The organism is Flavobacterium sp. B183 (genome assembly GCF_023539155.1).
GTDB classification, from domain to species: domain Bacteria; phylum Bacteroidota; class Bacteroidia; order Flavobacteriales; family Flavobacteriaceae; genus Flavobacterium; species Flavobacterium tructae.
Genome location: NZ_CP097434.1, coordinates 2,970,933 through 2,996,085, shown reverse-complemented (window position 1 = coordinate 2,996,085; position 25,153 = coordinate 2,970,933). Strand labels below are relative to the sequence as shown.

The window sequence follows — 25,153 nt, the reverse complement described above, 5'->3', positions numbered from 1 at the left end:
ACTTTTAGCGTTTCTTAGTATTCATTCAATTTTACCATTTTGACAAAAGATTCTATCATACAAAACATAAAAGCTTTAAAAAGTCATTCAAGCATAAATTACGGCATCAAAACCAAAACAGAAGATTTTACCGAGAAGCTTTTTTACACTCTTTTTGATTCCAATGCAGCTTTAGACAAAAGCATCCAAGAACTGGAAATTCGTTTTAAAGAAATTGCTGTTCTGGCCTGTAAAAAATCTGAAAATTCGTGTGATGCAATGTGGGATCGTTTTTTGGAAAAATTACCCGGAGTTCTGGAAAAACTAAATCAGGATGCCGAATACATCCTTGAAAATGATCCGGCATCGAACAGTATTGATGAAGTTTATTTGGGATATCCCGGATTTTACGCGATCGCCATTTACCGACTAAGTCACGAATTGTATCGCCTGGATCTATTACTTTTCTCGAGATTGATGAGTGAGTATGCCCATCGAATTACAGGAACCGACATTCATGCTGGAGCTGAGATTGCTTCTCCCTTTTTTATCGATCATGCTACGGGAATTGTAATTGGAGAAACTACTGTAATTAAAAAACATGTAAAAATTTATCAGGGTGTTACTTTAGGAGCTCTGAGCGTTAGTAAAGAAATGAAAAACGCCAAAAGACACCCAACTGTAGAAGCAAACGTTTGCATTTATGCCAATGCTACTATTTTGGGAGGCGAAACCATTATTGGAAAAAACAGTATTGTAGGCGGAAATGCATGGATCACCAAATCTATCCCTGAAGATTCAATCGTTTTAAACACCACTACAACCGAAGTTAAAATAAAAGAAAAAAAATAAAATGGGTCCACAGAAATTGCTTAACCTAATTGGAAACACTCCGTTAATGGAAACCGTCAATTTGGTTAAAAATAAAAACGTAAAACTTTTACTGAAACTTGAAGGTAATAATCCCGGAGGAAGTGTAAAAGACAGAGCGGCATACAACATGATTGCTTCGGCTATTGAAAGAGGTGATATTAAAAAAGGCGACAAACTAATTGAAGCTACCAGCGGAAATACAGGAATTGCTTTGGCGATGATTGCACAATTGTTTCAAATTGAAATCGAATTGGTTTTACCTGAAGATTCTACAAAAGAACGAACTCAAACCATGCGTGCTTATGGCGCCACAGTTATTTTAACGCCCGCTAGTGAAGGAATTATTGGTTCGAGGGACTATGCCGACAAAAAGGTCGCTCAGGGCGGTTATTTGATGCTAAATCAGTTTGCAAATGATGACAACTGGAAAGCACATTACAAAACCACAGGTCCGGAAATCTGGAACGATACAGAAGGAACGGTAACCCATTTTGTTTCAGCAATGGGAACTACGGGAACTATTATTGGGACTTCGACCTATTTAAAAGAGAAAAACACCAACATTCAAATCATCGGGGCCCAACCTAGTGACGGATCTCAAATTCCGGGAATTAGAAAATGGCCGCAGGAATATTTACCGAAAATTTTTGATGCCTCGAAAGTAGATACTGTTATCGATGTAAGCGAAGAAGAAGCCAGAAAGATGACTAAAAGACTTGCTCTTGAAGAAGGTGTCTTTGCCGGAATGAGTAGCGGAGGATCTGTAGCTGTTGCTTTAAAAATTGCCGAGCAACTGGAATCGGGAGTTATTGTTGCCGTGATTTGTGATCGTGGTGATCGTTATTTGTCTTCTGATTTATTTGACTAAAAACAACTTTATGGTTCTGAATTGAAATACTTTTATTCGAAAATAGAATTCATTCAGAACCATAAATTATAAATTAGATATAAGAACGTCTCAAATTTTCACGCGGATAAAACGAATTCGCTAAAGTGAAAACGCAAATTGACACGGATTTATTTTTTATGAATTTTGTAAAGAAGTTTTTAAAATTGAGCTCAGAAGAAACGAAATAACTATAGACAACTTTCCCCTGTGACAAAACAGCTCCGGAGTAGCGTTACATTTGAGATAATATCAATCCGTATCATAGAATCTTAACAATAAACAACAAACCAAAAACTACAATTCAAACTCAATTCTAAATTCAGCACCTTTATTTCTGCCCTCACTGGTTGCGGTTAATTTGCCTTTATTCTTCTCAATTATTTTTTTACAGAGATACAGACCAATTCCGGTCGAAGATTCATTAGCGGTACCCAATCGGCTCATTTTTGTGAATTTTTTAAAGAGCTCATCAATCTGATTTTTATCAAAACCAATTCCATTATCCGTAACGGTTACAATGAATTTTGAATCTTCGGTGTAAATTCTCACTTTAACCTCACTGTCAAAATAAGAGAATTTAACCGCATTACTAATCAAATTCACTAAAACCTGAACCAATAAACCTTCGTCAATTCTCAGTTTTGCCTCCACAAGTTCTAAATTCAGACTTAATTTAATATTCTTATCAATCAGGCGTTGTTCAACCTGTTCATTGATAAAAGGCAAAATATTAGGAAAAGTTATCATTCTGATCTCTAAATTTCCTTTCACTACCCGATCTTGTTCTTGCAATAATTTAATGAAGTTTTCAATATATCGAAACTGTAGATTGGTAGATTCACAAATCAATTCTGCCAATTGTCGAACTGATTCTGATGGATTTTCACTTATAATCAATCGCGCCAGTCCCTGAGGATTTCCTGCAAAGTTTTTCAAATCATGTGAAAGCATATAAATCAAATCCTGTTTTTCATTGATAAAACTTTCTGATTCATAGATTGATTCCTGAATGTTGCACAAAAGCAAACCTGCTTCATCACTATATTCTGTAGGCAAAATAGACAATCTTCTATTGTGTCTGTAATCGTCTAAGGCTTTTGAGGCTATTGAAATGGGTTTTATTAAATGATTTAAAACCAAAAGCGTCACTAATGTCGCCAATAATGTCATAACCAAAGAAAAAATCAAAATTGAGGTAGCCGAAACACTGTGATTATTATAATACAGCACAAAAAATAAAATTCCTATCAGAGGGATATGTATACCTATAAAAGCAACAAACAAAAATTTGAAAGCATAGCTTTTCTTTAAAAAGCCAATTTGAGACAGATTATGATACAACTTCATAAAGGACAACAATACTAATAGGTTATAAAAAATGCAGTATTCGGGGCGATTGTTATAAACAAAGTTAACTTTTAAACTTGATTAAACCACTAAATTAGGCAATTTGATAAAATATTTTAAAAATTAAATTTATAAAAGTTTACAAACTCTTATTTTTGCGCTATGGGAAGAAAAAATACAGACAAAATTGTCTTTCATCAAATTCAGGTTCTTGATGCAGGAGCAAAAGGAGTATCAGTAGCAAAGGCTCCTGACGGAAAAGTAATCTTTATTCCGAATGTCGTTCCTGGCGATGTAGTAGACGTACAAACCTTTAAGAAAAGAAAAGCCTATTATGAAGGCAAAGCCGTAAAATTTCACGAATTATCAGAGCATCGTATTGAACCAATCTGCGATCATTTTGGTGTTTGTGGAGGATGCAAATGGCAAAATATGAAATACAGCCAACAGCTGTATTACAAACAAAATGAAGTAAAAAATCACTTACAACGTATCGGAAAAGTAGAACTTCCCGAATTTGAAACCATTTTGGGCTCTGAAAAACAATTTTTCTACAGAAACAAAATGGAATTTTCATTTTCTAACAGCCGTTGGTTAACCGAGAAAGAAATTGGGAGTACAGAGGATTTAGGAAACCGAAATGCTTTAGGATTTCATATCCCGAAAATGTGGGACAAAATTCTGGACATTCAAAAATGTCATTTACAGGAAGATCCTTCAAATGCTATCAGAAATGAGATCAGAGCTTTTGCCAACGAACACAACATGGCTTTCTTCAATCCAAGAGAGCATTCCGGTTTGTTGCGAACGGTAATGATTCGTACGGTATCTACTGGTGAAATTATGGTTTTGATCCAGTTTTTTGAAGATGATCAAAAAAACCGCGAACTGATTTTAGATCACCTTTACGAGAAGTTTCCGCAGATTACCTCGTTACAATACGTGGTAAATGCTAAGCAAAACGATACTATTTACGATCAGGATATCAAACTGTACAAAGGAAGAGACTATATACTGGAAGAAATGGAAGGTTTGAAATTTAGCATCAACGCTAAATCTTTCTACCAGACTAATTCAGATCAGGCCTACGAGTTGTATAAAATAACACGTGATTTCGCAGGGCTTACAGGAAACGAAACGGTTTATGACTTGTATACCGGAACGGGAACTATTGCACAGTTTGTCTCAAAAAAGGCGAAAAAAGTAATTGGTGTTGAAAGTGTTCCTGAAGCTATTTTAGACGCTAAAGCAAATGCCGAACGCAATAATATTACCAATTGTGAGTTTTTTGTTGGTGACATGAAAGTTGTTTTCAACGAAGCCTTTATCGCTCAGCACGGAAAACCGGACGTAATCATTACAGATCCGCCAAGAGACGGTATGCATGCTGCGGTTGTTGACCAAATTTTGAAGATCGCTCCTAAAAAAGTCGTTTATGTGAGCTGTAATTCAGCAACTCAGGCACGTGATTTGGCTTTAATGGACGAAAAATACAAAGTAACCCGTGTGAGACCGGTCGATATGTTTCCGCAAACGCACCATGTCGAAAATGTTGTACTTTTAGAACTTCGATAACAAAATATTTAAATGAAAAAAATAATCTCTCTTTTACTAATTTTCACCTTTGGCTTGTCCAGTTGTGAAAAAGATGACATTTGTGATGCCAGTACACCAACAACTCCGAGGCTGGTAATTACATTTTATAAAGATGCCGAACCTACCGTAAAAGAAAATGTAATAAATCTGAGAGTAATTGGAGAGAAGGAAGCTAAAGGAATTGTTTTCAACAAAACTATAACAGACGTGGATAATCCTTTACGATATGTAACCAATTCCAATACGATCTCGATACCCTTGAAAACAGACCAGAATACCACCACATATGATTTTATTTATAACTCTTTGAGTACCAATCCTGCTGCAATAAACACAGACAGAATAACTTTTAATTATACGCATCAGGATGTTTATGTATCAAGAGCTTGTGGTTTCAAAACCATTTTTACCCTTCCTGAAATAGGTCCTTTTGTACGCACTGATTCCGGAGGTGATGGATTATGGATAAAACAAATTTTTGTAAAAAAGTTTAATATCGAACTTGAAAATGAAACACACATTGAAATATATCTATAGTTTTTGTCTGCTGTTTTCAATATTTCTGGGTCAGGCTCAGGAAACATCGGATACAGCTGCACCCAAGGAGATCGTTAAAACAAAACCGAAAACCCAGACGACTAAACCTGCTGTTAAGGAAACTAAGCAGGATAGCATTAAAACGGATCGTTACGGGCTTCGTGTGGGGGTCGATTTGTACAAATTAACCCGTGGATTTTACGACAAGAATTATAAAGGTATTGAAGTTACAGGTGATTTTCGTCTGACCAAAAAATACTATCTGGCTGCCGAACTTGGTTTTGAAGACAAAACTACTGACGATGACCGATTAAACACTACCACTACCGGAACTTACATCAAAGGAGGTTTTGATTACAATTTGTATCAAAACTGGCTGGATATGGAAAATTTAATCACCATTGGACTTCGAGGCGGTTTCAGTACTTTTAGCCAGCAATTGAATACCTATAAAATTTACAACCCAAATCCGTACTGGGGCGAGCAGCCTGCAATTGTTTCGGGTCAGAAGTACAATGGTCTTACAGCCGGCTGGGTTGAAGTTGCACTGGGAATAAAAGCAAAAGTTTTCAATAATGTATTTGTTGGTTTTGGCGTTCAGCTGAAACTTTTAGCGGCCAACCAAAAACCTTCGGGATTTGATAATCTTTATATTCCGGGTTTCAACAGAACGTATGATGGCAGCTTTGGGATTGGTTTTAACTATACCGTTTCTTATTTCATTCCGCTTTACAAGAAAAAGACAATCATTCCTGAAACCATAAAAAAGGAAACTATTAGAAAATAATAAATTCCAAATTTTAAAAATTCCAAATTCCAAACCGTGCAATTATGTACTGTTTGGAATTTGTTTTTTATACCTAAAACCTGTCTTCGACTTCGCTCAGACAGACAGCTTCGACTCTGTTAAAACTGGTACCTTCAACTCTGCTCGGACCGACAACCTCGACTCTGCCAAGACTGGCGCCTTCAACTCTACTCAGGCAAACACCTTCGACTTCGGCCAAACTGGCACTACAGGATTAAAAGACAAAAAGTACTAAAAAAGAAAAACTCCAAATACTAATACTATTTGGAGTTTTTCTTTTTTAATAATTGGGATTTTTTCTAACTTTTTATGACAATTGAAACTGAACAGCTGCCATAGAATGAATTAAAGTGGTATCAAAAACCGGAACAGCAACATCTTCTGGTTTTATCACTAAAGGAATTTCGGTACAGCCTAGAATAATCCCCTCAGCGCCTTCTTGTATCAATTGATTGGCAATTTCTAAATATCGTTTTTTAGTTGCCTCCGTTACCAAACCTCTTCCTAATTCTTCAAAGATTGTGGTGTGCATAAAATCGCGGTCGACATCATTTTTAGGAATGATAGTCTCAATTCCTTTTTCGGCTAATTTATCTTTAAAAAAATCAAGTTCCATGGTAAATTTCGTTCCCATCAAACCTACTTTTTTTACTTCTTTCTTCTGAATCGCCAATGCAGTTTCAGTCGCAATGTGAATAATGGGCAAATCAATTGCCTTCTCAAGTCGGTCAGCAATCAAATGCATGGTATTCGCACACAAAACAATGGCTTCTGCCCCGCCCTGCTTAAGAAACTGACATCCTTTTAAAAGCAAATTAAAAGTCGCATCCCAATCATTGGCATCGTTATTCTTTTTAATGTCGGCATAATTGAAAGAATAAATCAGACACTCTGAGAAATTAAGCCCTCCCAGCTCCTTATTAATTCCCTCATTTATAAGTTTGTAATAATCTGCTGTAGAAACCCAGCTAATTCCGCCTATAAGTCCAATTATCCTCATATACTACCTATTAATTATCCAATTTCTCTAATTCCTTTTATAAAAATCCATTTCATAAAAAGCTTTTCTCCATCTTTAGTCTTTACGGACTGAAATTTAGGCGAAATCAATGTAGCAACAATAAAAGCGGTCATTGGAATCCAAAATCCCGTTAATCCGGTATAAGAAGCTACTAAAAATCTCCCTAAAATAAATAGAATCGCGAAACATCCTAATTGGTATAAAAAAGCTCTTACTTGTAGTTTTGTCATTTTTCTTTAAGTTGCTAAGGTTCTGAGGAACTAAGATTCTAAGCTTTTTATCTTATACACACCTTCGTTTAAAACCTTAAAATTATTGTTATTTTCTTTTTTGAGTTACTAAGATTCTTAGCATCTTAGGAACTTAGCCTCTAAGAACCTTAGACCTGAAATTTCGTTCTCTTACTTCCCTCGTACATCTCGTATTTTACCAGACGTGCTTCAAGACTTCCGTTGAAAAGTTTAATTTTTCGGGATGGTTTTAAACCTACAAATTTAAGAGCTTCAAGATTGGCCGTAATAAACCAGGCGTTTGTACCCGGGTAGCTTTTCTTTAGAGTATCTCCGATATTTTTGTAGAATTGTTCCATATGAATATCCAGACGCTCATCGTAAGGCGGATTGAAAACCATGTGTAACTTTCCTTCTACCGCTTTTTCGGTATCAAAAAAGTTATCCTCACTTACCGTAACATAATCTTCCAAATTGGCGTTTCGGATATTATCTTTGGCTTTATTTACAGCACTTGGCGCTTTATCAAACCCTTTTATCGTGTAATGAAATTCTTTTGTTTTTTTCATCAGGCTGTTTACAATCTGATCAAAAAGATCGTTATCCCAATCTTTCCATTTTTCGAATGCAAACTCTTTACGATTAATATTCGCCGGAATATTGCAGGCAATCATAGCAGCCTCCGCCAGAAAAGTTCCCGAACCACACATTGGATCTACAAAATGACTCTGTCCTTCCCATCCTGATAACAATAGCACTCCAGCAGCCAAAACTTCGTTGATTGGCGCAATATTAGTTGCGGTTCTGTAACCACGCTGATGCAGTGAATTCCCTGAAGTATCCAACGCAACTGAAACCTGATCTTTATCGATATGTACATTAATTCTTAAATCCGGAAAAGCTTTATCGATACTCGGACGCTGTCCTGTTCTTTCTCTAAACTGATCTACGATAGCATCTTTACATTTTTGAGAAACAAATTCAGAGTGGTTGAAATAAGTGGAGTGTACGGTGGCGTCAATCACAAAAGTCTGATTGGCATTTAATAACTTAGACCAGTTTACACCCGAAATTCCTTTGTACAGTGCCTGTTCATTATTTGCTCTGAACGAATAAATAGGTTTTAGAACTTTAAGTGCAGTACGAAGCGATAAATTAGCTTTGTACATAAAACCTTTATCTCCTTTAAAGCTTACCATTCGCACTCCTTTTTCGACATCCTGAGCACCAAGAGTACGCAATTCATTCTCTAATATTTCTTCAAAACCAAAAAAACATTTGGCTATCATTCTAAAATTTTCTTCCATCTTTATTTTTGAATTATTTCAAATGTACTGCTGTTGATCTCTGCATCTGCATATCCGTACACCTGCTGCATTTCCGCAAGGATTCATAGAGGTATCGTTGCGAAATAGTTATTTTTCGGCAAAAATACACTAAATTTGCCGGACTTTGAATTAATTGAAATAGAATAAATGTCTGAAGCAGCAAACTCATCCTCACCAAATCAGGAACGTAATACCGAAAATTGGTTTACTTCATGGTTTGACACTCCATATTATCATATTCTTTATAAAGACCGAAATTATCGCGAAGCTCAGATTTTCATGGACAATTTAACCCATTATCTGAATTTGCCTGAAAAAGCAAAAGTACTTGACCTGGCTTGCGGAAAAGGGCGCCACTCTATCTATTTAAACCAACTGGGATTTAATGTTTTAGGCGCCGATTTGTCTGAAAACAGTATTGCAGAAGCTACAAAAAACAGTAACGAAACGCTGCATTTTAAAGTGCACGATATGCGCGAACCTTTTGAAGAAAAGTTTGATGCGATCTTTAATCTGTTTACCAGTTTTGGGTATTTTGAAAGTGACGACGATAATTTAACTACTCTTAAAGCCATTAAAGAAAGTTTATCTGAATATGGTTTTGCGGTAATCGACTTTATGAACGTTACTCAGGTTATCGAAACTTTGGTACCTGAAGAAGTAAAAAGTGTGGACGGAATTGATTTCAAAATCAAAAGATATGTCGAGGACGGGCATATTTTTAAAGAAATAGATTTTGAGGATCAGGGACAAAATTACCATTTCACAGAAAAAGTAAAAGCCTTAACTTTAAAAGATTTTGAGGAACTAATGGCAGAAGCCGGAATTTTCCTTTTGGATATTTTTGGAGATTATAAACTCAAAAAATTCCACAAAACTGAAAGCGAACGATTAATCATGATTTTTAAATAAAGCTGGGCAATCGTTTAATTGTTTAACTGTTTAATCGCTAAACAAAAACAATTAAACAGTTAAACAAATCAACGGTTAAACCATAAAAAATGAATTATCTACTCCCCTTATTCTCTGTACTTTTAGGTTATATGGTGGCTTTGTTTTTAAAACCAAAGAGCAAAACCAATCTAAAGCTGCTGCTTGCGTTTAGCGGTTCATTTTTATTGTCTTTAACCGTAATGCACCTGTTACCGGAAGTTTATGAAACACATAAGCACAATATTGGTATCTTCATCATGCTTGGAATTTTATTCCAGATTATACTGGAGTTTTTCTCTAAGGGAGCCGAGCACGGGCACGTTCACGGACACGCTAAGATGTCACAGATTCCGTGGCTGCTCTTTACCAGCTTGTGTATTCATGCTTTTCTGGAAGGTTTTCCGGTAAGCCATCATCATGGTTTGGCTCTTGGAATTGCAATTCATCATTTGCCAATTGCCGTAATTCTGACCACCTTTTTTATCAATGCAGAGCTGAATAAAAAAGCCATTTTTGCTTTTATGCTTACATTCGCAGTTATGACCCCATTGGGTACCGTTGCCTCTGAATATTTACCGATTCTAAGCAAATATTACACTGAAATTACAGCCATCGTTATCGGAATTCTGTTTCACATTTCCTCAACCATTATTTTCGAAAGCAGCGAAGGACATAAATTCAATGTTGCCAAAGTCTCTATGATTGTTTTGGGGATTCTTTTAGCTTTTATATTGTAGTTTGGAAACCCGGGAAGCAGAAAACTTTCTTCTCTGCTTCTCACATCTCACTTTTTTACATTTCACATCTCACCTTATAAACCTAATTCCCCGTTCTGTTTTTCTCCTCCTGATTTCCAAAATCACGCTGTTTCACGTTTATTTTTTTGTTCCCAAAATTATAAATAACAGATAAACGTAAAAATCGGTTTGAAAAATTCTGGCTGTATACCTGCTTTACACCATTTACAACCGAAACTAAATCCTTTAAATAAGAGGTATTAAAAATATCATTGGCCAGAAAAGCAATCTGCAGGGATTTATTCAGCATATCCTGTTTAAAACCAATATCAAAACTCGACATATACCCCGTTTTGTACAAACCGCTTCGGGAAGGTGTATTGTAATTAAAATCAATTTGAAGTTTACTCGTTTTGCCCAATGAGAATGTATTATTGGTTGAAAAATTAACTTCTAAGCTATTGGATGGCGTGGCATTGATAGCTGTAATAAACTTCGTTTTTGATCCTAAGAAATATAACGTGTTTTCACTTTGCCACCACGAAGCTAAACTAGCCGAATAGCTTTCTCCAACCCCATACTTTAGATCTCTGAAATAATTCTCTCTGGTTACAATTTGCGTATTGGTTTCGGGAATTGAGGTAAAAATCACACCATAACCGTCATTGATCACATTAAAGAAAACGCTGGTTCGCAAAACTCCTTTATACGAATGACTAAACTCAAAATTATCACTAAACGAAGGTCTTAAAAACGGATTTCCTTCAGAATAACTGTTGCTGTTAATATAATTACGAAATGGATTCAGCAAATCAAACTGAGGTCGGCTGATTCTTTTTCCATAATTAAAACTGAAATTATTACTATCATTTTCTTTGTATGAAACATAAACCGTAGGAAATAATCTCAAATAATTATTTTTTGTTTCCTCGTTTAAGGTTTCTGAAAAACCACTCGTTTGCGTATTTTCAAGACGTAATCCCAATTGAAGATTCCATTTCTCACTGATTTTTTTATCTCCATTAACGTACACTGCCTGATTGTTCTCTGTATATCTGAATCGGTTGGACTGATTCGGATCCAATTCCGGTGTTCCTGTAATCGTATTATAGTAGAGTACATAACTCTTACTATTTGTAAAACTCATTTTTGTACCATATGACAGATTGAATGCCGTAAGCGGATGTTCCATATCTGCCTTAAAGCTCCAATTATCAATATCCTGATCGGAAATATTTCTTGCCGACTGATTGATCCCTGCAAATGAATTATCCGGTCTGTAATTGTAGGCGATTGCATTTCGGTCGAATTTTGAATTGTAATTAAAATAATCCACATCAAAAGACAATTTTCTGCCTAAGGAATCCAACTTTGCAATCAAATGCCCGTGATAAGTCTGGTTTCCGGACTGTTTATCCACAAAACTATTGTTCAGGATATAATTGTCCAGTTCATTTTTACTATTGTAATTATTAATTCTGATATCCGATTTAAAATCCGGATTACTTCTGTCTTTTAAAACCTGAAAACCTATGGTTATACGATCTGAAAAATCATAATCCAAAGCTAATTTCCCGGACAAACTCTCATCGGTAAATTTTGTATTGATAATCATCTCAGAAAGTCCGTCAGGAAAGTACATATCGAGAAACTCATCTGCATATTTATGTCCTTTCTTTCCATTAATACTGGCAGAAAACCTAAACTTATTTTTGTTGTAAAAGAAATTATCTCTTAAAGTCAAAGCCCCGTATTTATTCTGATCATAAGTTACTGTGGAAGTGTTCTTCCAGGAATTTCGGGTACCTTTTTTCAATACAATATTAATAAGCCCTCCCGTTCCTTCGGCTTCGTATTTTGCTGGAGGTGTACTGATAATCTCAATGTTTTTAATATCTGCCGCCGATATCGATTTTAAATAGTTGTTTAGTTCTTCTCCGGTTAACTCAACGATACGTCCGTCAATCATCACACGGGAAGTCCCTTTTCCTAATATACTGATCGTCTCTTTTTGAACCACAACGCCTGGTGCAGTATTGATGGCGCTTAAAGCATCACCACCAACATTTGTGACATTATTTTCGAGATTGTACACCAAACGATCTGTTTTTTGCTCGATGGTATTCTTTCTAGTTTTAATTACTACTTCTCCCAGTTGAGTAGTATTCTCTTTCAAAACAATGGTTTCTAAATCGGTATCTTTTTTAATGGTAATCTGCTTTTCATAGTCTACAAATCCCAGCAGACTTATTCCGATTTTATAAAAGCCCTCTTTTAAATTAAGTTCAAAAGAACCGTCCGGCTTACTGGTTGTTCCTTCAATAATTTTTCCTTCTGAATTGAATACGGAAACATCTGCCCATTCTAATACAGTTGTTTCACTGGCTATTTTCCCTTTTAATTTTGCAGTTGTTTGTGCTAAACCTAACACCGGTAATACTAAAATAATAAGGAGACAAACTTTTTTCATGATTTCTGGTTTTAACTTGTTCGATTAATTATGAAGCAAAGTTGTTGCAGAAATTTTCGGAATTCGACCGACAAAAAAAGTCGAACTCATTTTCTCAACAAAAATGAGTTCGACTTTTTTCGTCACGGAGTAGTACTTTATGCAAAGCCTTTATTATGAGGCGTTCCGAAAAGCTGTAGGCGTTAAATTTGTATATTTTTTAAAAGAGGTATTAAAAGAAGATTTTGAATTAAAACCTACTTCATACAAAATTTCCAAAACTGTGAGCTGACTTTTGGACTGATCTTTCAGTATATTCATTGCTTTTTGAATGCGATATTCATTCACAAAATCAAAGAAATGCTGATCGATATGATGATTGATTAAAACCGATAAATCCCGAACAGGAATATTAATCTGATTCGAAAGTTCCTGAATGGTTAATGACGGATCCAGAAAAGGTTCTTTTTCGGTCATATAAAGCTTCAATGTCGCAATTTGATCCGAAATCACTTCATTTTGATGCTCCTTTTCTCCGTCATTATTATTCTGTTTAGGAAGAATATCTTTGGCCAATTGCAGTTTAGAATCGATACCACGAAAAAGATCCGGATGATTCAGGGCTTTTAATACAAACCAGCAGGTTATTACCAAAACCATAAACTGTAATATTACATTAGACCAAATCCATAACGAATCGTAATTCACATATCTTAAAGCATTCTTAATGATACATAAATAATACAAAACAAAGAATATAGCCGCTATCTGAAGCAGCCATTTAAAAACAGAACTTCTGGGATTGGTATAATTTTCCTCATATATTGCTTTGTATTTTTTTAAGACCAAAGCTACTCCAATGCTGTAAAATACAATTTGCAAGGCCAAAGCGAGAAACAAAAAAAACATCTCCGGCGACTGATCACGCTGGTTGTAAAACACCATTTTTTCAGCGTTCGTTAAAAAATAAAGCCTGAACATATAAAACACATTCAGGAGTACAAATGGAATTGCGTGTAGTAAATGTTTCGATCTCAATCTAAAATCTGTGAAACAAACGGACAAAACGTACAGATAGAAAAAAGGCAAAACTAGAGAACAAGCCGTCCATCTGAAAAATTCTAAATTAAAATGGGCTTTTATAAACTCATCATCAATAAAAATACCGCTGTTATCAAGGGCAAAAAATATTAGATAGAAAGCAAACAGTCGGTTTGTCAATTTATTCTTTGTTTGCACTGTGAGTAAAAAGAAGGCCAGTAAAAAAGAAACAAAGACTGATATTTTTGCGATACTCGTTAAAAAGCTAATTATATCCATTCCAAATTTTTAATTATTTAACAAATATAATGTTTTAGTTGCTTTAATAAAGGTTCAACAGAGCAATCATTTCATCAGAAATTACAACAAAAAAATATTCTAAATCTTCACGACTTTACGTTCCAAATTTCGGGATTGCAAGAAAAAAGATTAATTTTGACCCAGTTCAATTAACACGAAAAAATGACCTTTACAAAAACTACAGAACAGTCCTCAAAATACGAACATTTAGAAAAAATGTCGGTTCATGAACTTCTGGTTAACATCAATCAGGAAGACAAAACTGTTCCTGATGCAGTCGAAAAAGCGATTCCCCAAATTGAAACTTTAGTAGCACAGGTAGTTTCTAAACTAAAATTAGGCGGTCGATTATTTTATATCGGTGCGGGAACATCCGGACGCTTAGGTGTTGTTGATGCTTCAGAATGTCCTCCTACTTTTGGTGTTCCTTTTGATTTAGTAAACGGAATTATTGCCGGTGGTGATACTGCCATTCGTCGTGCCGTAGAAAATGCCGAAGACAATGCAGCTCAAGCCTGGATTGATTTACAGGCGAATCATATTGATCAAAACGATGTAGTGATTGGTATCGCGGCCTCCGGAACTACGCCTTATGTGATTGGCGGTTTAGAAAGCTGTAATCAAAACAATATTCTTACGGGCTGTATCACTAACAATGCAGGAAGTCCTTTGGCGCTTACTGCTCAATTTCCGATTGAAGTGGTTGTAGGCCCGGAATTTATCACCGGAAGCTCCCGAATGAAAGCCGGAACAGCTCAAAAATTAGTGCTCAATATGATTTCGACTGCTGCAATGATTCAGCTTGGAAAAGTAAAAGGCAACAAAATGGTCGATATGCAATTGAGTAACATCAAATTGGTAGATCGAGGTGTAAAAATGATTATGGGAGAAATTCCTGTTTCCTACGAACAAGCCAGTGAATTATTAAAAAAATATGGCAGCGTACGAAATGCTGTGGACAATTATACTCTTTAAGGTGAAATGTTTTTGGTAAGATGTGAGATGTAAAATGTCAGATGTAAATGAGATTATACCAATCTAACCGTAAAGTTCTAAAACTTGAAACCTGAAACTTGAAACATTAAAACCTGAAACTCTCAAAACCTAAAACAAAAAAATGGCAACAAATAAAGAATTATTAGGAAAAGGAATTAAATATTTATCGGGTTCATTGCCTTTATTGTTTATTGGGCCGTCGCTAATTTATAACGCTTTTATGAATCAGCATACCAACTGGCATTATCTGGTTTTGGGAATTGGAATTGTGGCTTGTTTAAGCGCTATGTTTTTGATCTTTTACGGATTGAAAATCATTATGAAAGGTTTATTTAACGACTAATTTGTATCTTTACTCAAATTCTTTATTATGGATATTCAAGCAGAACTAAAGTGGATTCATCAGGAAATTGATAAAGTAAAAGACCCTTCGTTTGTTGAGAAGCTAAAACATCTTTTACAGTCTGTAAACAACAGTACAGTTGATTCAGACAAAGCCTATAATTTAGACATTGAAGACGCTCTGGAAAACATCAAAAAAGGCAACTTTTATACGGAAGACCAGGCTAAAGAGATTGCAAAAAAATGGGGAAGAAAATAATTTGGTCCAGCAGTGCTTTGAATCAATTAGAGGACATTCATTTTTACATTTTCTTTGAAAGCAAATCAATTACAATTGCTGATAAAGTTGTTAATACTATTTTTGACAGTACCGAAATTCTTAAAACTCAACCCGAAATTTATAAACACGACACTCAAAAAACCAATAATGATGGTAGTTTCAGAGTTTATTCGGTTTACAATTATTCGGTTTCCTATCAAATAACAGAGGAAATCATTTATATCCTTAGGGTGCGTCACAATGCACGAAAATCCAAAAAACACTCATGGAAAGTCTAATTCACATTCAAAAAACCTTCGAAAAAGTTACTTATATTGACAAAAAAATAAACAATCGGGAGTTTGAAGATTGTGTTTTTAAGAATTGTGATTTCTCGAATAGCAATTTTGCTTACAATAGCTTTTTAGACTGCGAGTTTATCGATTGCAATTTATCGATGACAAGTTTGTCCGGCACCAGTCTGAAAAATGCTACATTCAAAAATTGCAAACTTCTTGGAATTGCTTTTAACGAATGTGATGATTTTCTCTTCCAGGTTTATTTTGAAGAAAGCACGTTAGATTACGCTGTGTTTTCGAACAAAAAAATGCCTAAAACTAAATTTATCAACTGCTCTTTGCGCGAGGTTTCTTTTATAGGATGCAACCTAACCAGTTCTTTATTTGACAATTGCAATCTCGACGGAGCTATTTTTAACGATACACAACTGGCAGGCGTCGACTTTAGAACTGCCTACAATTATAAAATTGATCCTGAATTTAACCCTATGCGAAAAGCACAATTTTCAACTCAGGGTATTGTAGGACTATTAGACAAATACGATATTAAAATTGTATAGTTTTTTGCCACGAATCCGTGACAAAAAATAAAAACTTATTTCCGCTAAACCAAATGTATCACTATGAAAGCAACTGATTCCTATTTAGAAAGCGTTAAAAAACAGTTTTTGTACTATAAAATGCTGGGGGAAAAAGCCATTGCGCAATTAGAACCCGACCAGCTTTTTGTTACCCTTAATGAAGATACCAACAGCATTGCTACGATTGTAAAACACGTTTCAGGTAATATGCTCTCACGTTGGACCGATTTTTTAACGTCTGATGGCGAAAAAGAGTGGCGCAATCGCGATTCGGAATTTGAAAATGATCTGAAATCTAAAGAAGAAGTCCTGCTGATCTGGAACGAAGGCTGGGATTGTTTGCTGAATGCCTTAAACAGCTTAAACCCGGAACAACTTTCAGACATCATTTACATCCGAAACGAAGGTCATACCGTTATTGAGGCAATCAACAGACAGTTGGCGCATTATCCTTATCATATCGGACAGATCGTTTTTTATGCCAAACAATTAAAGAAGGGCGACTGGGACAGCTTATCGATTCCAAAAAACAAATCCGGAAATTACAACGCCGAAAAGTTTGCCAAAGAAAAAGAAATCAAGAACTTTACAGATGATGAATTGAAGCGATCTTAGAATTTTGATTTTTGATTAACGATCTCAGATTTACATTCCGAAATCTAAAATCCAAAACCCTAATATCAGACTCAGCGAAGTTATCAGAATTAGCAAAATCGTCAGGCTGAGCGAAGTCGACAGACTAAGCGAGGTTGTCAGGATGAGCGAAGTCGACAGAATGAGCAAAGTCGACAGGCATAGCAAGGTCGTCAGGCTGAGCGAAGTCGAAGCCCACCCCTCAATTATTACCCATAAAATAATTAAAACTTAAAATGAAAAAAAGTTTATTCCTTTTACCGTTACTCACATTATTCTCCTGTTACAACGCAGAACACAACTGCAAAGATTTTAAAAATGGAAAATTCAAATTTGAATTTGAAGTAAATGGTGTCAAAAAAACCACTGTTTTTGAACGTAAAGACAATATCGAAATCGAAACTTTTGAAGGTAAAACAGACACTTCAACCATCAGATGGGTAAGTGATTGTGAATACATTTTACAAAAAAAACATCCTAAAAATATGGCTGAAGAAAAAGCCATCAGCATGAAAATTCTAACCACTTCTAAAGATTCTTATACTTTTGAATTTGGAATGGTCGGTTCTGACCAAAAACAACGTGGCACAGTGGTAAGAGTTGAGTAAATAATCTATTTAAATGTTTTAAAAACACCTTTAGCATGGAAATTTTTCTAAACCCCGATGCTTGGATTGCCTTACTGACATTGACTTTTCTGGAAATTGTCCTGGGGATCGACAACATTATTTTTATATCTATCGTCACGGGGAAATTACCTGAAGAAGATCGAAAGAAAGCCACCCGAATTGGTCTGTTTTTAGCCATGTTTATGCGTATCGCCCTGTTGATGGGAATTTCGTATCTGATTGCCATGAAAGCAACTCTTTTCAGCATTCATTGGGGCTGGTTCGAAGGAGATTTTACCGGTCAGGCAGTCATCTTGTTTCTGGGCGGTTTGTTCCTGATCTATAAGAGTACTAAAGAAATCAGCGAAAAAGTGGACCATCATACTGAGGAGGAAAAAACACTTAAAACTGTTGCCAAAAAATCATTCTCGAATGTTATTATGCAAATCCTGCTGATCGATTTGATTTTTTCTGTAGACTCGATTTTAACGGCTGTCGGTATGACAAATGGTGTTCATGGTGCTTTAACAATCATGATTACGGCGGTAGTCATTTCGGTATTGGTTATGATGTTGTTTGCGGTACCTGTTGGAAATTTTGTCAACAAGAATCCGTCTATTCAAATATTGGGACTTTCATTTTTGATTCTGATCGGTTTTATGCTGATTACGGAAAGTATGCACTTATCGAATGCGGCACTTGCGGGTGAGCATATTGGAGCGGTACCGAAAGGTTATTTGTACTTCGCCATTTCGTTTTCGCTTGCTGTGGAATTTATCAATATGCGAATCCGAAAAAAACATTCGTCAAATTAAGTTATTTTGAAGCTCCCGTTTGGGAATCAGAAAAGAAAGAGGAAGTTCCAAAATTTTGAAACTTCCTCTTTTTTACTTTGTATTATTCGAGAACCAGACCTATCTGACCATCATCATCTAATTCTGTTTCAACGGCGTCATCATCGTCTGCGATTACCCTCTCCGGAACTTCTTCAACCGGTTCTTCATAAGGCAGCGGTTCTAAGAGGTTTACTTGTTTCAGCTTATCACTCGTCAGTTGATTTCCGAGTGCTTTAAAGCCTTTTACAGCAATAAAATCTTCAACATCAATATGTAAATCTTCTTTCTGAACTCCTTTTACTTTTGCAAAAACCAATTGGGCTAGCGGACGGTAATCTGTTGATACAATTTCTAATTGCGAGTTCGGGTGATCTGTAATAAAACTTTCTTCTTTACCCTCATTTTCCACAAGGAAACGTTTTAAGAAATAACGTTCTTTTTCTCCATCGTAATAGATTGCCGAAATTGGTTTTTTAGGTTTCCATTTTTCCAAAACAATCATATCTTCCTCAAAATGAGTCGACAATTCCGGAATAATCACTTTCAACTTACCGGCCTGACTTATGATCAGAATTTTATCGCTTGGTTTAAACTCTCCCAGCAATTCTCCTCTGGCATCAACATTTAAACGTTTAACGGTATCATCAAACCACACTTTTCTTGGCAGCAAAGTCGAAATTCCTTTTTCTTTTAATTCTATTTTCTTGATTGGATATTTGGTAACCAAATTTCCTTTTGATCCACGTCCTTTGATGGCCAGTTTAGCAAAATCAATATCAAATTTCAGTTTTTTAATGGTTCCTATTTGACGCAGTAAAATAGTAACAACCTCTGCCTCTCCATTCGGATTATGCGAAAAATAAACCACCTGTGAACCATTTGTTCCGTTAGTCAGATCATACGCTTTATCACGTGTAACTCCGGTAACATTAAAACGTTTAATATAGGAAGGTCCGGATTTACCATCACGATACATCATGTTGTAAATCGTGCGCTTATCGCTCTTATCAAAAACAGCGACGTGTATAATATCTTTTCCTATAAATGTTTTGGCATCTACTTTTGAAATCATCATTGTACCATCACGCAGGAACACAATTACATCATCGATATCCGAACAATCGGCTACATATTCGTCTTTCTTTAAACTGGTTCCTACGAAACCTTCTTCTCTGTTTACAAAAAGTTTTGTGTTACGCAAGACCACTTTTGTAGCTTCGACATTATCAAAAACACGAAGTTCAGTCTGACGCTCACGGCCTTTTCCGTATTTCTCTTTTAATTTAGTGAAGTAGGCAATAGCAAAATCCGTTAAATTCTCCAGATTATACTCTACCTCCTTCATTTCATCTTCTAACTTCGCGATAAAATCATCGGCTTTGTCAGAGTCAAAACGGGTAATACGAATCATCGGTATTTGAGTCAATCGCTGTAAATCTTCATCGTTGATTTCTCTGACGAATGATTTTTTGAACGGCTCAAAACGGTCGTATAAATATTTGTAAAGTGACTCTTTATCTGAATACAATTTGAAGTCAATGTACATTTCTTCTCGAATGAAGATTTTTTCTAAAGTCGAGAAGTGCCATTTATTTTTTAATTCCTCTAACTGAATTTCCAGCTCCTGACGAAGTAAATCAACGGTTCTGTGAGTCGATATTTTCAACATCTCAGAAACTCCGATAAACAACGGCTTATTGTCTTCAATCACACAGCCTAAAGGTGCCACAGAAGTTTCACAAGCTGTAAAAGCAAACAGCGCATCTATGGTTTTATCCGGAGAAACACCCGGGAAAAGATGAATTAAAATCTCAACATCAGCCGCGGTATTGTCTTCAATTTTCTTGATTTTGATTTTACCTTTTTCATTGGCTTTCAAAATACTGTCAATTAAACTCGAGGTATTGGTCGAAAACGGAATTTGTGTGATTACCAGTGTATTTTTATCCAACTGAGCAATTTTTGCACGTACACGCACACGTCCGCCACGAAGTCCGTCGTTATAATTAGACACGTCGGCAATACCCTGCGTCATAAAATCAGGATACAGCGTAAAAGCTCTTCCTTTTAAGATTTTAATCGAAGCATCAATTAATTCGTTGAAGTTGTGAGGTAAAACTTTTGTCGAAAGTCCTACTGCAATCCCTTCTGCTCCCTGTGCCAAAAGCAACGGGAATTTTACCGGAAGATTGTTCGGTTCTGCACGACGACCATCGTAGGAAACACCCCAATCGGTAATTTTTGGAGAATACAAAACCTCTAAAGCAAATTTAGACAAACGTGCCTCAATGTAACGCGAAGCTGCTGCCCCGTCACCTGTTAAAATATTACCCCAGTTACCCTGACAGTCTATCAATAAGTCTTTCTGTCCTATTTGTACCATAGCATCACCAATACTCGCATCTCCGTGTGGGTGATACTGCATGGTGTGACCAACAACATTGGCAACTTTGTTATAACGACCATCATCCAGCTCTTTCAAAGAGTGCATAATACGACGCTGAACGGGTTTAAATCCGTCCTCGATAGCAGGAACTGCACGTTCCAGAATTACGTACGAAGCATAGTCCAAAAACCAGTCTTTGTACATTCCGGTAACTTTCGTAATTACGTCTTCACCTTCCTGTTCCTGATTTTCGTAAAAATGCGCTCCTTCAAAATGTTTGGCATCTACATCGATAATTTCATCGTCATCTCCCTCCTGAATGTTATCCAGGTTTTCTTCTGAATTATTCTCGTCGTCGCCCGGAATGATGTTATCGTCTTCTTCGTCTTTCATTTTTATGCTGAATTTATTTCAGTATTTTTATATATAACTTTACTAGTTAACTATCTTTTTGGCTGTTTTTAAACTATCTAAAAACAATCTCTCTTTGTTTTCCATTTCTTCGGTATCAACAAAATATTTGATTCCTGCCTTTTTAAAAAAAACTTTTACATCATCTTTGCAATAATCCCAATTTTCTTGCAAATTAGCAGAACTATTTGAAGTTCCGCAAGTAAAACAAAGTTCTATATGAGCAATGATTTTATTTTTATCATTATAAAAAAGAATTAGATTTCTAGGCATGTAACATGCCGAAAAAGGAGCTACATCACCTTCATTCTTACAATGAATCTTTATTAAATAAAATAACTCTTTTATTTGCTGTTGCTTTAATAAAGTTACTTTTTCATTAATCATTGAAGTATCAAAATCAATTTTATTATTTCTAATAATTTCTTCTCTATGCCTAATGGTGTCCCATGATAATCGATCAGGATAGGAAAACACCTCAACTCTCTTGATTTTTTCTAACTTAAAATCAATACTATCAGAGTAATCAATCTCTTTTTCCTCTTCTATATTTTCACCTGACCCTTTGTTCGTATTACAGGAAATAAAAGCTAAAATAGTGATCAAAAATATAATTTTTCTCATTTATTAAAATCTATTTATTCTCCAAAAGCTCTTTTAAAACCTCTACACTTGGCAATACTGTTTTATACTTACTGGCAAAAATTTGTTCGTTATTTTCCGGTAAAGTATATTTTACTACAGCTTCGCTTTTATTCTGGCAAAGTACAATTCCAATAGTTTTGTTCTCGTCTTCCAAACGCATTTCTCTGTCATAGTAATTAACATACATTTGCATTTGCCCTAAATCCTGATGTTTAAGCTCTCCTATTTTTAAATCAATAAGGACAAAACATCTTAATATTCGATTATAAAAAACTAAATCAATTCTGAAATGTTTATCATCAAAAGTGATTCTGTTTTGTCTAGCAACAAAAGTAAAACCATGTCCCAATTCCAATAAAAAATGCTCTAATTTATTGATAATCTCTTCTTCCAGTTGCGATTCTGAATATTGATTAAGTTCAGGCAATCCCAAAAACTCCAATATATAAGGATCTTTAATAATATCTTTGGGCTTTTCAATAATCTGACCTTGTTCTGAAAGTTTTAAAATTCCTTCTTTATCACGGCTTAAAGCTAATCTCGTATAAAGTGCTGTATCATATTGCCGTTTTAATTCACGAACACTCCAATTGTATTTTTCAGATTCAATTTCATAAAAACGTCGTTCTTGTTCATCATCAATTCGCATTAAGAAAATATAATGAGTAAAAGTCAATTTAAAGAAGGAAGACAATGTTTGATAATTCACGTTATTGAATTCCGCAGTCAGTGACTGCGTTTTCTTAATTTCTAAAATCCTAATCAATGACTCAGACTTTGAGAACGTTATATAGAATTGTCTTATTTGTTCTAAATTCCGAATCGAGAATCCCTTACCAAATTCCTCTGTCAATTGCTGAGAAAGGCCTTTTAAAAGCTGTTTTCCGTACTCGGCTCTGTCTTTTCCATTCTGCTCTTCTTCAACAATGATTCTTCCTATTTCAAAATAGGTAATGGTCATGGTAGAATTTACGGTACGTAAAACCTGTTGTCGCGCATTTTGCAATAACTCGGCAACTTGCTGAAAAATGACTTTATTTTGAAGACCGTCTGACAATAGTATCTTTTATTTTAAATCTTAAACTTCTTCTTCAACTGCATCTAATTCCACTTTCAAATTCTTGATAATAAACTCTTGCCTGTCCGGGGTATTTTTACCCATGTAAAAAGATAATAATTGCTCGATTGAGGTATTTTTATCCATCATAATTGGGTCAAGGCGAATGGTGTCTCCGATGAAATTTTTAAACTCATCCGGAGAAATCTCTCCTAAACCTTTAAATCGGGTGATTTCCGGTTTTGGTTTTAGTTTTTCGATGGCGTCTTTTCGTTCTTCTTCAGAATAACAATAGATCGTTTCTTTTTTATTACGAACCCTGAAAAGCGGTGTCTGCAAAATATACAAGTGTCCTTCTTTGATTAACTCAGGGAAAAACTGAAGAAAAAATGTAATCAACAGCAAACGAATGTGCATACCGTCGACATCGGCATCGGTTGCGATTACGATATTGTTGTAACGCAATTTCTCCAGTCCGTCTTCAATATCAAGCGCTGCCTGCAATAAGTTAAATTCTTCATTTTCATAAACAATTTTCTTACTCATTCCATAGGAATTCAAAGGCTTACCACGTAAACTGAAAACCGCCTGTGTATTCACATCACGCGATTTGGTGATCGATCCGGAAGCCGAATCTCCCTCGGTAATAAAAAGGGTACTCTCCAGGTTTCTTGGATTCTTTGTATCCGGAAGATGCGCACGGCAATCTCTTAATTTCTTATTGTGAAGATTGGCCTTTTTAGCACGATCTGTAGCCAGCTTTCTAATTCCGGACAATTCTTTACGCTCGCGTTCGGCCTGCAAAATTTTTCGCAATAAGGCTTCTGCGGTCGTTGGATTTTTATGCAGGTAATTATCTAACTTGGTTTTGATAAAATCGTTCACAAAGGTACGAACCGAAACCGGAGGTGTCCCGTCATCAGAACCCATATCAGTAGAACCTAATTTGGTTTTAGTCTGAGACTCAAAAACCGGCTCCATAACCTTAATACTAATCGCACTCACAATCGATTTACGAACGTCAGATGCTTCAAAGTTTTTATTGTAAAACTCTCGAATGGTTTTTACAATTGCTTCTCTGTAAGCTGCTAAGTGCGTTCCTCCCTGTGTAGTATTTTGTCCGTTGACAAAAGAGTGATATTCTTCACTGTATTGCGTTTTACTGTGCGTTAACGCTACTTCAATATCATGCTCTTTTAAATGGATAATAGGGTATTCTAAATCTTCTTCGCTGATGGTTTCTTCTAATAAATCACGAAGTCCATTCTCTGAATAATATTTTTCTCCGTTGAAAATAATTGTCAAACCATTGTTCAGATAACAATAGTTCTTGACCATTTTGATTACATATTCTAAACGGAATTTATAATTTTTAAAAATCGATTCATCCGGCGTAAAAGTTACTTTTGTTCCTTTTCGCTTGGTAGTATCAATCACATCTTCTTCAAGAACCAGATTTCCTGCGGAAAACTCTGCTGCTTTTTGTTTATCATCACGAACTGATTCTACTCGAAAATAGTTCGACAATGCATTCACCGCTTTTGTTCCGACACCATTCAAACCAACCGATTTCTGGAAAGCTTTTGAATCGTACTTTCCTCCCGTATTCATTTTTGAAACGACATCTACTACTTTCCCTAACGGAATTCCACGTCCGTAATCACGAACTGAAACCGTTTTATCTTTGATAGCCACTTCAATAGTTTTTCCTGAGCCCATTACAAACTCATCAATACAGTTGTCCAGTACCTCTTTTAGAAGAATATAAATACCATCATCAGGCGAAGATCCGTCTCCCAATTTCCCGATATACATTCCGGGACGCATACGGATATGTTCTTTCCAATCGAGTGATCGAATGTTATCTTCGGTATATTGATTTTGCTCTAGCATAAAGTGAATTGGATTTTTGGCTAATGTACCATTTATAGTCAAAAAATGAAAGCGTATTTTTTTTTGTTACGAATAATAACAGCTTTAAACCCTATTTACATTGATTTTAAAATAATCCGCAAACCAAAAATATAAAAAA

At 35.6% G+C, this 25,153-nt stretch carries 25 protein-coding genes; 15 read left to right on the top strand and 10 right to left on the bottom strand.

The window, feature by feature from the left end; genetic code table 11:
• Positions 1-39: 39 nt before the first annotated feature.
• Positions 40-831: a serine O-acetyltransferase gene (locus M4I44_RS12710; protein ID WP_017498303.1), complete on the top strand. Its 792-nt coding sequence runs from the start codon at positions 40-42 to the stop codon at positions 829-831.
• Position 832: 1 nt separating this feature from the next.
• A complete protein-coding gene (gene cysM / locus M4I44_RS12705) occupies positions 833-1,720 on the top strand; it encodes a cysteine synthase CysM (RefSeq protein WP_017498302.1) in 888 nt (295 codons plus the stop codon).
• Between the two features lie 315 nt (positions 1,721-2,035).
• Here cysM and M4I44_RS12700 read toward each other — a convergent pair whose 3' ends face one another.
• Complete coding sequence (locus M4I44_RS12700; RefSeq protein WP_232424389.1) at positions 2,036-2,911, bottom strand: sensor histidine kinase KdpD; 876 nt, start codon at positions 2,909-2,911, stop codon at positions 2,036-2,038.
• Between the two features lie 339 nt (positions 2,912-3,250).
• On the opposite strand from M4I44_RS12700, the gene rlmD reads away from it, so the two are divergent.
• From rlmD to M4I44_RS12685, 3 genes are read left to right on the top strand one after another with little or no spacing between them, the layout of a single operon-like run.
• The gene (gene rlmD / locus M4I44_RS12695; RefSeq protein ID WP_249964916.1) at positions 3,251-4,663 is read left to right on the top strand and encodes a 23S rRNA (uracil(1939)-C(5))-methyltransferase RlmD; all 1,413 of its coding nucleotides are present in this window, start codon (positions 3,251-3,253) and stop codon (positions 4,661-4,663) included.
• A gap of 12 nt (positions 4,664-4,675) precedes the next feature.
• Positions 4,676-5,221, top strand: a complete 546-nt coding sequence (locus M4I44_RS12690; protein WP_017498299.1) for a DUF6452 family protein — start codon at positions 4,676-4,678, stop codon at positions 5,219-5,221.
• Positions 5,193-6,008 (top strand): DUF6048 family protein, encoded by an 816-nt coding sequence (locus M4I44_RS12685; RefSeq protein WP_249964915.1) that lies wholly within the window; start codon positions 5,193-5,195, stop codon positions 6,006-6,008. The genes M4I44_RS12690 and M4I44_RS12685 overlap by 29 nt, the downstream gene beginning before the upstream one ends.
• A 328-nt stretch (positions 6,009-6,336) precedes the next feature.
• On the opposite strand, the gene M4I44_RS12680 is transcribed toward M4I44_RS12685, so the two are convergent.
• From M4I44_RS12680 to M4I44_RS12670, 3 genes are all read right to left on the bottom strand, one after another.
• On the bottom strand, positions 6,337-7,029 hold the full coding sequence (locus tag M4I44_RS12680; protein WP_249964914.1) for an aspartate/glutamate racemase family protein: 693 nt from the start codon (positions 7,027-7,029) through the stop codon (positions 6,337-6,339).
• Between the two features lie 14 nt (positions 7,030-7,043).
• The gene (locus M4I44_RS12675; protein WP_017498385.1) at positions 7,044-7,280 is read right to left on the bottom strand and encodes a hypothetical protein; all 237 of its coding nucleotides are present in this window, start codon (positions 7,278-7,280) and stop codon (positions 7,044-7,046) included.
• A gap of 149 nt (positions 7,281-7,429) precedes the next feature.
• Positions 7,430-8,587, bottom strand: a complete 1,158-nt coding sequence (locus M4I44_RS12670; RefSeq protein WP_249964913.1) for a class I SAM-dependent RNA methyltransferase — start codon at positions 8,585-8,587, stop codon at positions 7,430-7,432.
• Between the two features lie 168 nt (positions 8,588-8,755).
• Here M4I44_RS12670 and M4I44_RS12665 point away from each other — a divergent pair, with 168 nt between their 5' ends.
• The gene (locus M4I44_RS12665) at positions 8,756-9,520 is read left to right on the top strand and encodes a bifunctional 2-polyprenyl-6-hydroxyphenol methylase/3-demethylubiquinol 3-O-methyltransferase UbiG (RefSeq protein ID WP_017498387.1); all 765 of its coding nucleotides are present in this window, start codon (positions 8,756-8,758) and stop codon (positions 9,518-9,520) included.
• 89 nt (positions 9,521-9,609) lie between these two features.
• Complete coding sequence (locus M4I44_RS12660; protein WP_089078464.1) at positions 9,610-10,278, top strand: ZIP family metal transporter; 669 nt, start codon at positions 9,610-9,612, stop codon at positions 10,276-10,278.
• Between the two features lie 82 nt (positions 10,279-10,360).
• On the opposite strand, the gene M4I44_RS12655 is transcribed toward M4I44_RS12660, so the two are convergent.
• Both M4I44_RS12655 and M4I44_RS12650 read right to left on the bottom strand, forming a co-directional pair.
• Positions 10,361-12,748 carry a TonB-dependent receptor domain-containing protein gene (locus M4I44_RS12655; RefSeq protein ID WP_249964912.1) on the bottom strand — a complete coding sequence of 796 codons (2,388 nt, stop codon included), beginning with the start codon at positions 12,746-12,748 and terminating at the stop codon, positions 10,361-10,363.
• Positions 12,749-12,901: 153 nt separating this feature from the next.
• Positions 12,902-13,672, bottom strand: a complete 771-nt coding sequence (locus M4I44_RS12650) for an AraC family transcriptional regulator (RefSeq protein WP_249964911.1) — start codon at positions 13,670-13,672, stop codon at positions 12,902-12,904.
• Between the two features lie 558 nt (positions 13,673-14,230).
• Here M4I44_RS12650 and murQ point away from each other — a divergent pair.
• The 8 genes from murQ (at position 14,231) to M4I44_RS12610 (ending at position 18,601) form a co-directional block, all read left to right on the top strand.
• Positions 14,231-15,043 carry an N-acetylmuramic acid 6-phosphate etherase gene (gene murQ / locus M4I44_RS12645; RefSeq protein ID WP_249964910.1) on the top strand — a complete coding sequence of 271 codons (813 nt, stop codon included), beginning with the start codon at positions 14,231-14,233 and terminating at the stop codon, positions 15,041-15,043.
• Between the two features lie 142 nt (positions 15,044-15,185).
• A complete protein-coding gene (locus M4I44_RS12640; protein WP_017498392.1) occupies positions 15,186-15,407 on the top strand; it encodes a DUF6095 family protein in 222 nt (73 codons plus the stop codon).
• A gap of 27 nt (positions 15,408-15,434) precedes the next feature.
• Complete coding sequence (locus tag M4I44_RS12635) at positions 15,435-15,665, top strand: hypothetical protein (protein ID WP_249964909.1); 231 nt, start codon at positions 15,435-15,437, stop codon at positions 15,663-15,665.
• Positions 15,650-15,964, top strand: coding sequence for a type II toxin-antitoxin system RelE/ParE family toxin (locus M4I44_RS12630; protein WP_249964908.1), 315 nt, complete (start codon positions 15,650-15,652; stop codon positions 15,962-15,964). The genes M4I44_RS12635 and M4I44_RS12630 overlap by 16 nt, the downstream gene beginning before the upstream one ends.
• A complete protein-coding gene (locus M4I44_RS12625; protein WP_089078461.1) occupies positions 15,952-16,524 on the top strand; it encodes a pentapeptide repeat-containing protein in 573 nt (190 codons plus the stop codon). Before M4I44_RS12630 ends, M4I44_RS12625 begins: the two co-directional genes overlap by 13 nt.
• Before the next feature lie 63 nt (positions 16,525-16,587).
• Positions 16,588-17,160, top strand: a complete 573-nt coding sequence (locus M4I44_RS12620) for a DUF1572 domain-containing protein (RefSeq protein ID WP_249964907.1) — start codon at positions 16,588-16,590, stop codon at positions 17,158-17,160.
• Between the two features lie 254 nt (positions 17,161-17,414).
• On the top strand, positions 17,415-17,786 hold the full coding sequence (locus M4I44_RS12615; RefSeq protein WP_249964906.1) for a DNA topoisomerase IV: 372 nt from the start codon (positions 17,415-17,417) through the stop codon (positions 17,784-17,786).
• A gap of 35 nt (positions 17,787-17,821) precedes the next feature.
• The gene (locus M4I44_RS12610; RefSeq protein ID WP_249964905.1) at positions 17,822-18,601 is read left to right on the top strand and encodes a TerC family protein; all 780 of its coding nucleotides are present in this window, start codon (positions 17,822-17,824) and stop codon (positions 18,599-18,601) included.
• Positions 18,602-18,683: 82 nt separating this feature from the next.
• Here M4I44_RS12610 and M4I44_RS12605 read toward each other — a convergent pair whose 3' ends face one another.
• Genes M4I44_RS12605 through M4I44_RS12590 form a run of 4 tightly spaced genes read right to left on the bottom strand, consistent with a single transcriptional unit; the run spans position 18,684 to position 25,014 of the window.
• Complete coding sequence (locus tag M4I44_RS12605) at positions 18,684-21,401, bottom strand: DNA gyrase/topoisomerase IV subunit A (RefSeq protein WP_249964904.1); 2,718 nt, start codon at positions 21,399-21,401, stop codon at positions 18,684-18,686.
• 42 nt (positions 21,402-21,443) lie between these two features.
• On the bottom strand, positions 21,444-22,043 hold the full coding sequence (locus M4I44_RS12600) for a hypothetical protein (RefSeq protein WP_249964903.1): 600 nt from the start codon (positions 22,041-22,043) through the stop codon (positions 21,444-21,446).
• A 10-nt stretch (positions 22,044-22,053) separates the two neighbouring features.
• Positions 22,054-23,121: a YhcG family protein gene (locus tag M4I44_RS12595; protein WP_249964902.1), complete on the bottom strand. Its 1,068-nt coding sequence runs from the start codon at positions 23,119-23,121 to the stop codon at positions 22,054-22,056.
• A 21-nt stretch (positions 23,122-23,142) separates the two neighbouring features.
• On the bottom strand, positions 23,143-25,014 hold the full coding sequence (locus M4I44_RS12590; protein WP_026110184.1) for a DNA topoisomerase IV subunit B: 1,872 nt from the start codon (positions 25,012-25,014) through the stop codon (positions 23,143-23,145).
• Between the last annotated feature and the right edge of the window lie 139 nt (positions 25,015-25,153).

Excerpts from the sequence above, each read along its gene's own strand:
- rlmD (WP_249964916.1), top strand. The coding sequence starts at position 3,251 with ATGGGAAGAAAAAATACAGACAAAATTGTCTTTCATCAAATTCAGGTT.
- M4I44_RS12610 (WP_249964905.1), top strand. The coding sequence starts at position 17,822 with ATGGAAATTTTTCTAAACCCCGATGCTTGGATTGCCTTACTGACATTG.
- M4I44_RS12605 (WP_249964904.1), bottom strand. The coding sequence starts at position 21,401 with ATGAAAGACGAAGAAGACGATAACATCATTCCGGGCGACGACGAGAAT.
- M4I44_RS12635 (WP_249964909.1), top strand. The coding sequence starts at position 15,435 with ATGGATATTCAAGCAGAACTAAAGTGGATTCATCAGGAAATTGATAAA.
- cysM (WP_017498302.1), top strand. The coding sequence starts at position 833 with ATGGGTCCACAGAAATTGCTTAACCTAATTGGAAACACTCCGTTAATG.
- murQ (WP_249964910.1), top strand. The coding sequence starts at position 14,231 with ATGACCTTTACAAAAACTACAGAACAGTCCTCAAAATACGAACATTTA.
- M4I44_RS12615 (WP_249964906.1), top strand. The coding sequence starts at position 17,415 with ATGAAAAAAAGTTTATTCCTTTTACCGTTACTCACATTATTCTCCTGT.
- M4I44_RS12630 (WP_249964908.1), top strand. The coding sequence starts at position 15,650 with ATGGGGAAGAAAATAATTTGGTCCAGCAGTGCTTTGAATCAATTAGAG.
- M4I44_RS12675 (WP_017498385.1), bottom strand. The coding sequence starts at position 7,280 with ATGACAAAACTACAAGTAAGAGCTTTTTTATACCAATTAGGATGTTTC.
- M4I44_RS12655 (WP_249964912.1), bottom strand. The coding sequence starts at position 12,748 with ATGAAAAAAGTTTGTCTCCTTATTATTTTAGTATTACCGGTGTTAGGT.
- M4I44_RS12665 (WP_017498387.1), top strand. The coding sequence starts at position 8,756 with ATGTCTGAAGCAGCAAACTCATCCTCACCAAATCAGGAACGTAATACC.
- M4I44_RS12700 (WP_232424389.1), bottom strand. The coding sequence starts at position 2,911 with ATGACATTATTGGCGACATTAGTGACGCTTTTGGTTTTAAATCATTTA.
- M4I44_RS12660 (WP_089078464.1), top strand. The coding sequence starts at position 9,610 with ATGAATTATCTACTCCCCTTATTCTCTGTACTTTTAGGTTATATGGTG.
- M4I44_RS12590 (WP_026110184.1), bottom strand. The coding sequence starts at position 25,014 with ATGCTAGAGCAAAATCAATATACCGAAGATAACATTCGATCACTCGAT.
- M4I44_RS12625 (WP_089078461.1), top strand. The coding sequence starts at position 15,952 with ATGGAAAGTCTAATTCACATTCAAAAAACCTTCGAAAAAGTTACTTAT.
- M4I44_RS12685 (WP_249964915.1), top strand. The coding sequence starts at position 5,193 with ATGAAACACACATTGAAATATATCTATAGTTTTTGTCTGCTGTTTTCA.
- M4I44_RS12670 (WP_249964913.1), bottom strand. The coding sequence starts at position 8,587 with ATGGAAGAAAATTTTAGAATGATAGCCAAATGTTTTTTTGGTTTTGAA.
- M4I44_RS12680 (WP_249964914.1), bottom strand. The coding sequence starts at position 7,029 with ATGAGGATAATTGGACTTATAGGCGGAATTAGCTGGGTTTCTACAGCA.
- M4I44_RS12620 (WP_249964907.1), top strand. The coding sequence starts at position 16,588 with ATGAAAGCAACTGATTCCTATTTAGAAAGCGTTAAAAAACAGTTTTTG.
- M4I44_RS12650 (WP_249964911.1), bottom strand. The coding sequence starts at position 13,672 with ATGGTGTTTTACAACCAGCGTGATCAGTCGCCGGAGATGTTTTTTTTG.
- M4I44_RS12640 (WP_017498392.1), top strand. The coding sequence starts at position 15,186 with ATGGCAACAAATAAAGAATTATTAGGAAAAGGAATTAAATATTTATCG.
- M4I44_RS12600 (WP_249964903.1), bottom strand. The coding sequence starts at position 22,043 with ATGAGAAAAATTATATTTTTGATCACTATTTTAGCTTTTATTTCCTGT.
- M4I44_RS12690 (WP_017498299.1), top strand. The coding sequence starts at position 4,676 with ATGAAAAAAATAATCTCTCTTTTACTAATTTTCACCTTTGGCTTGTCC.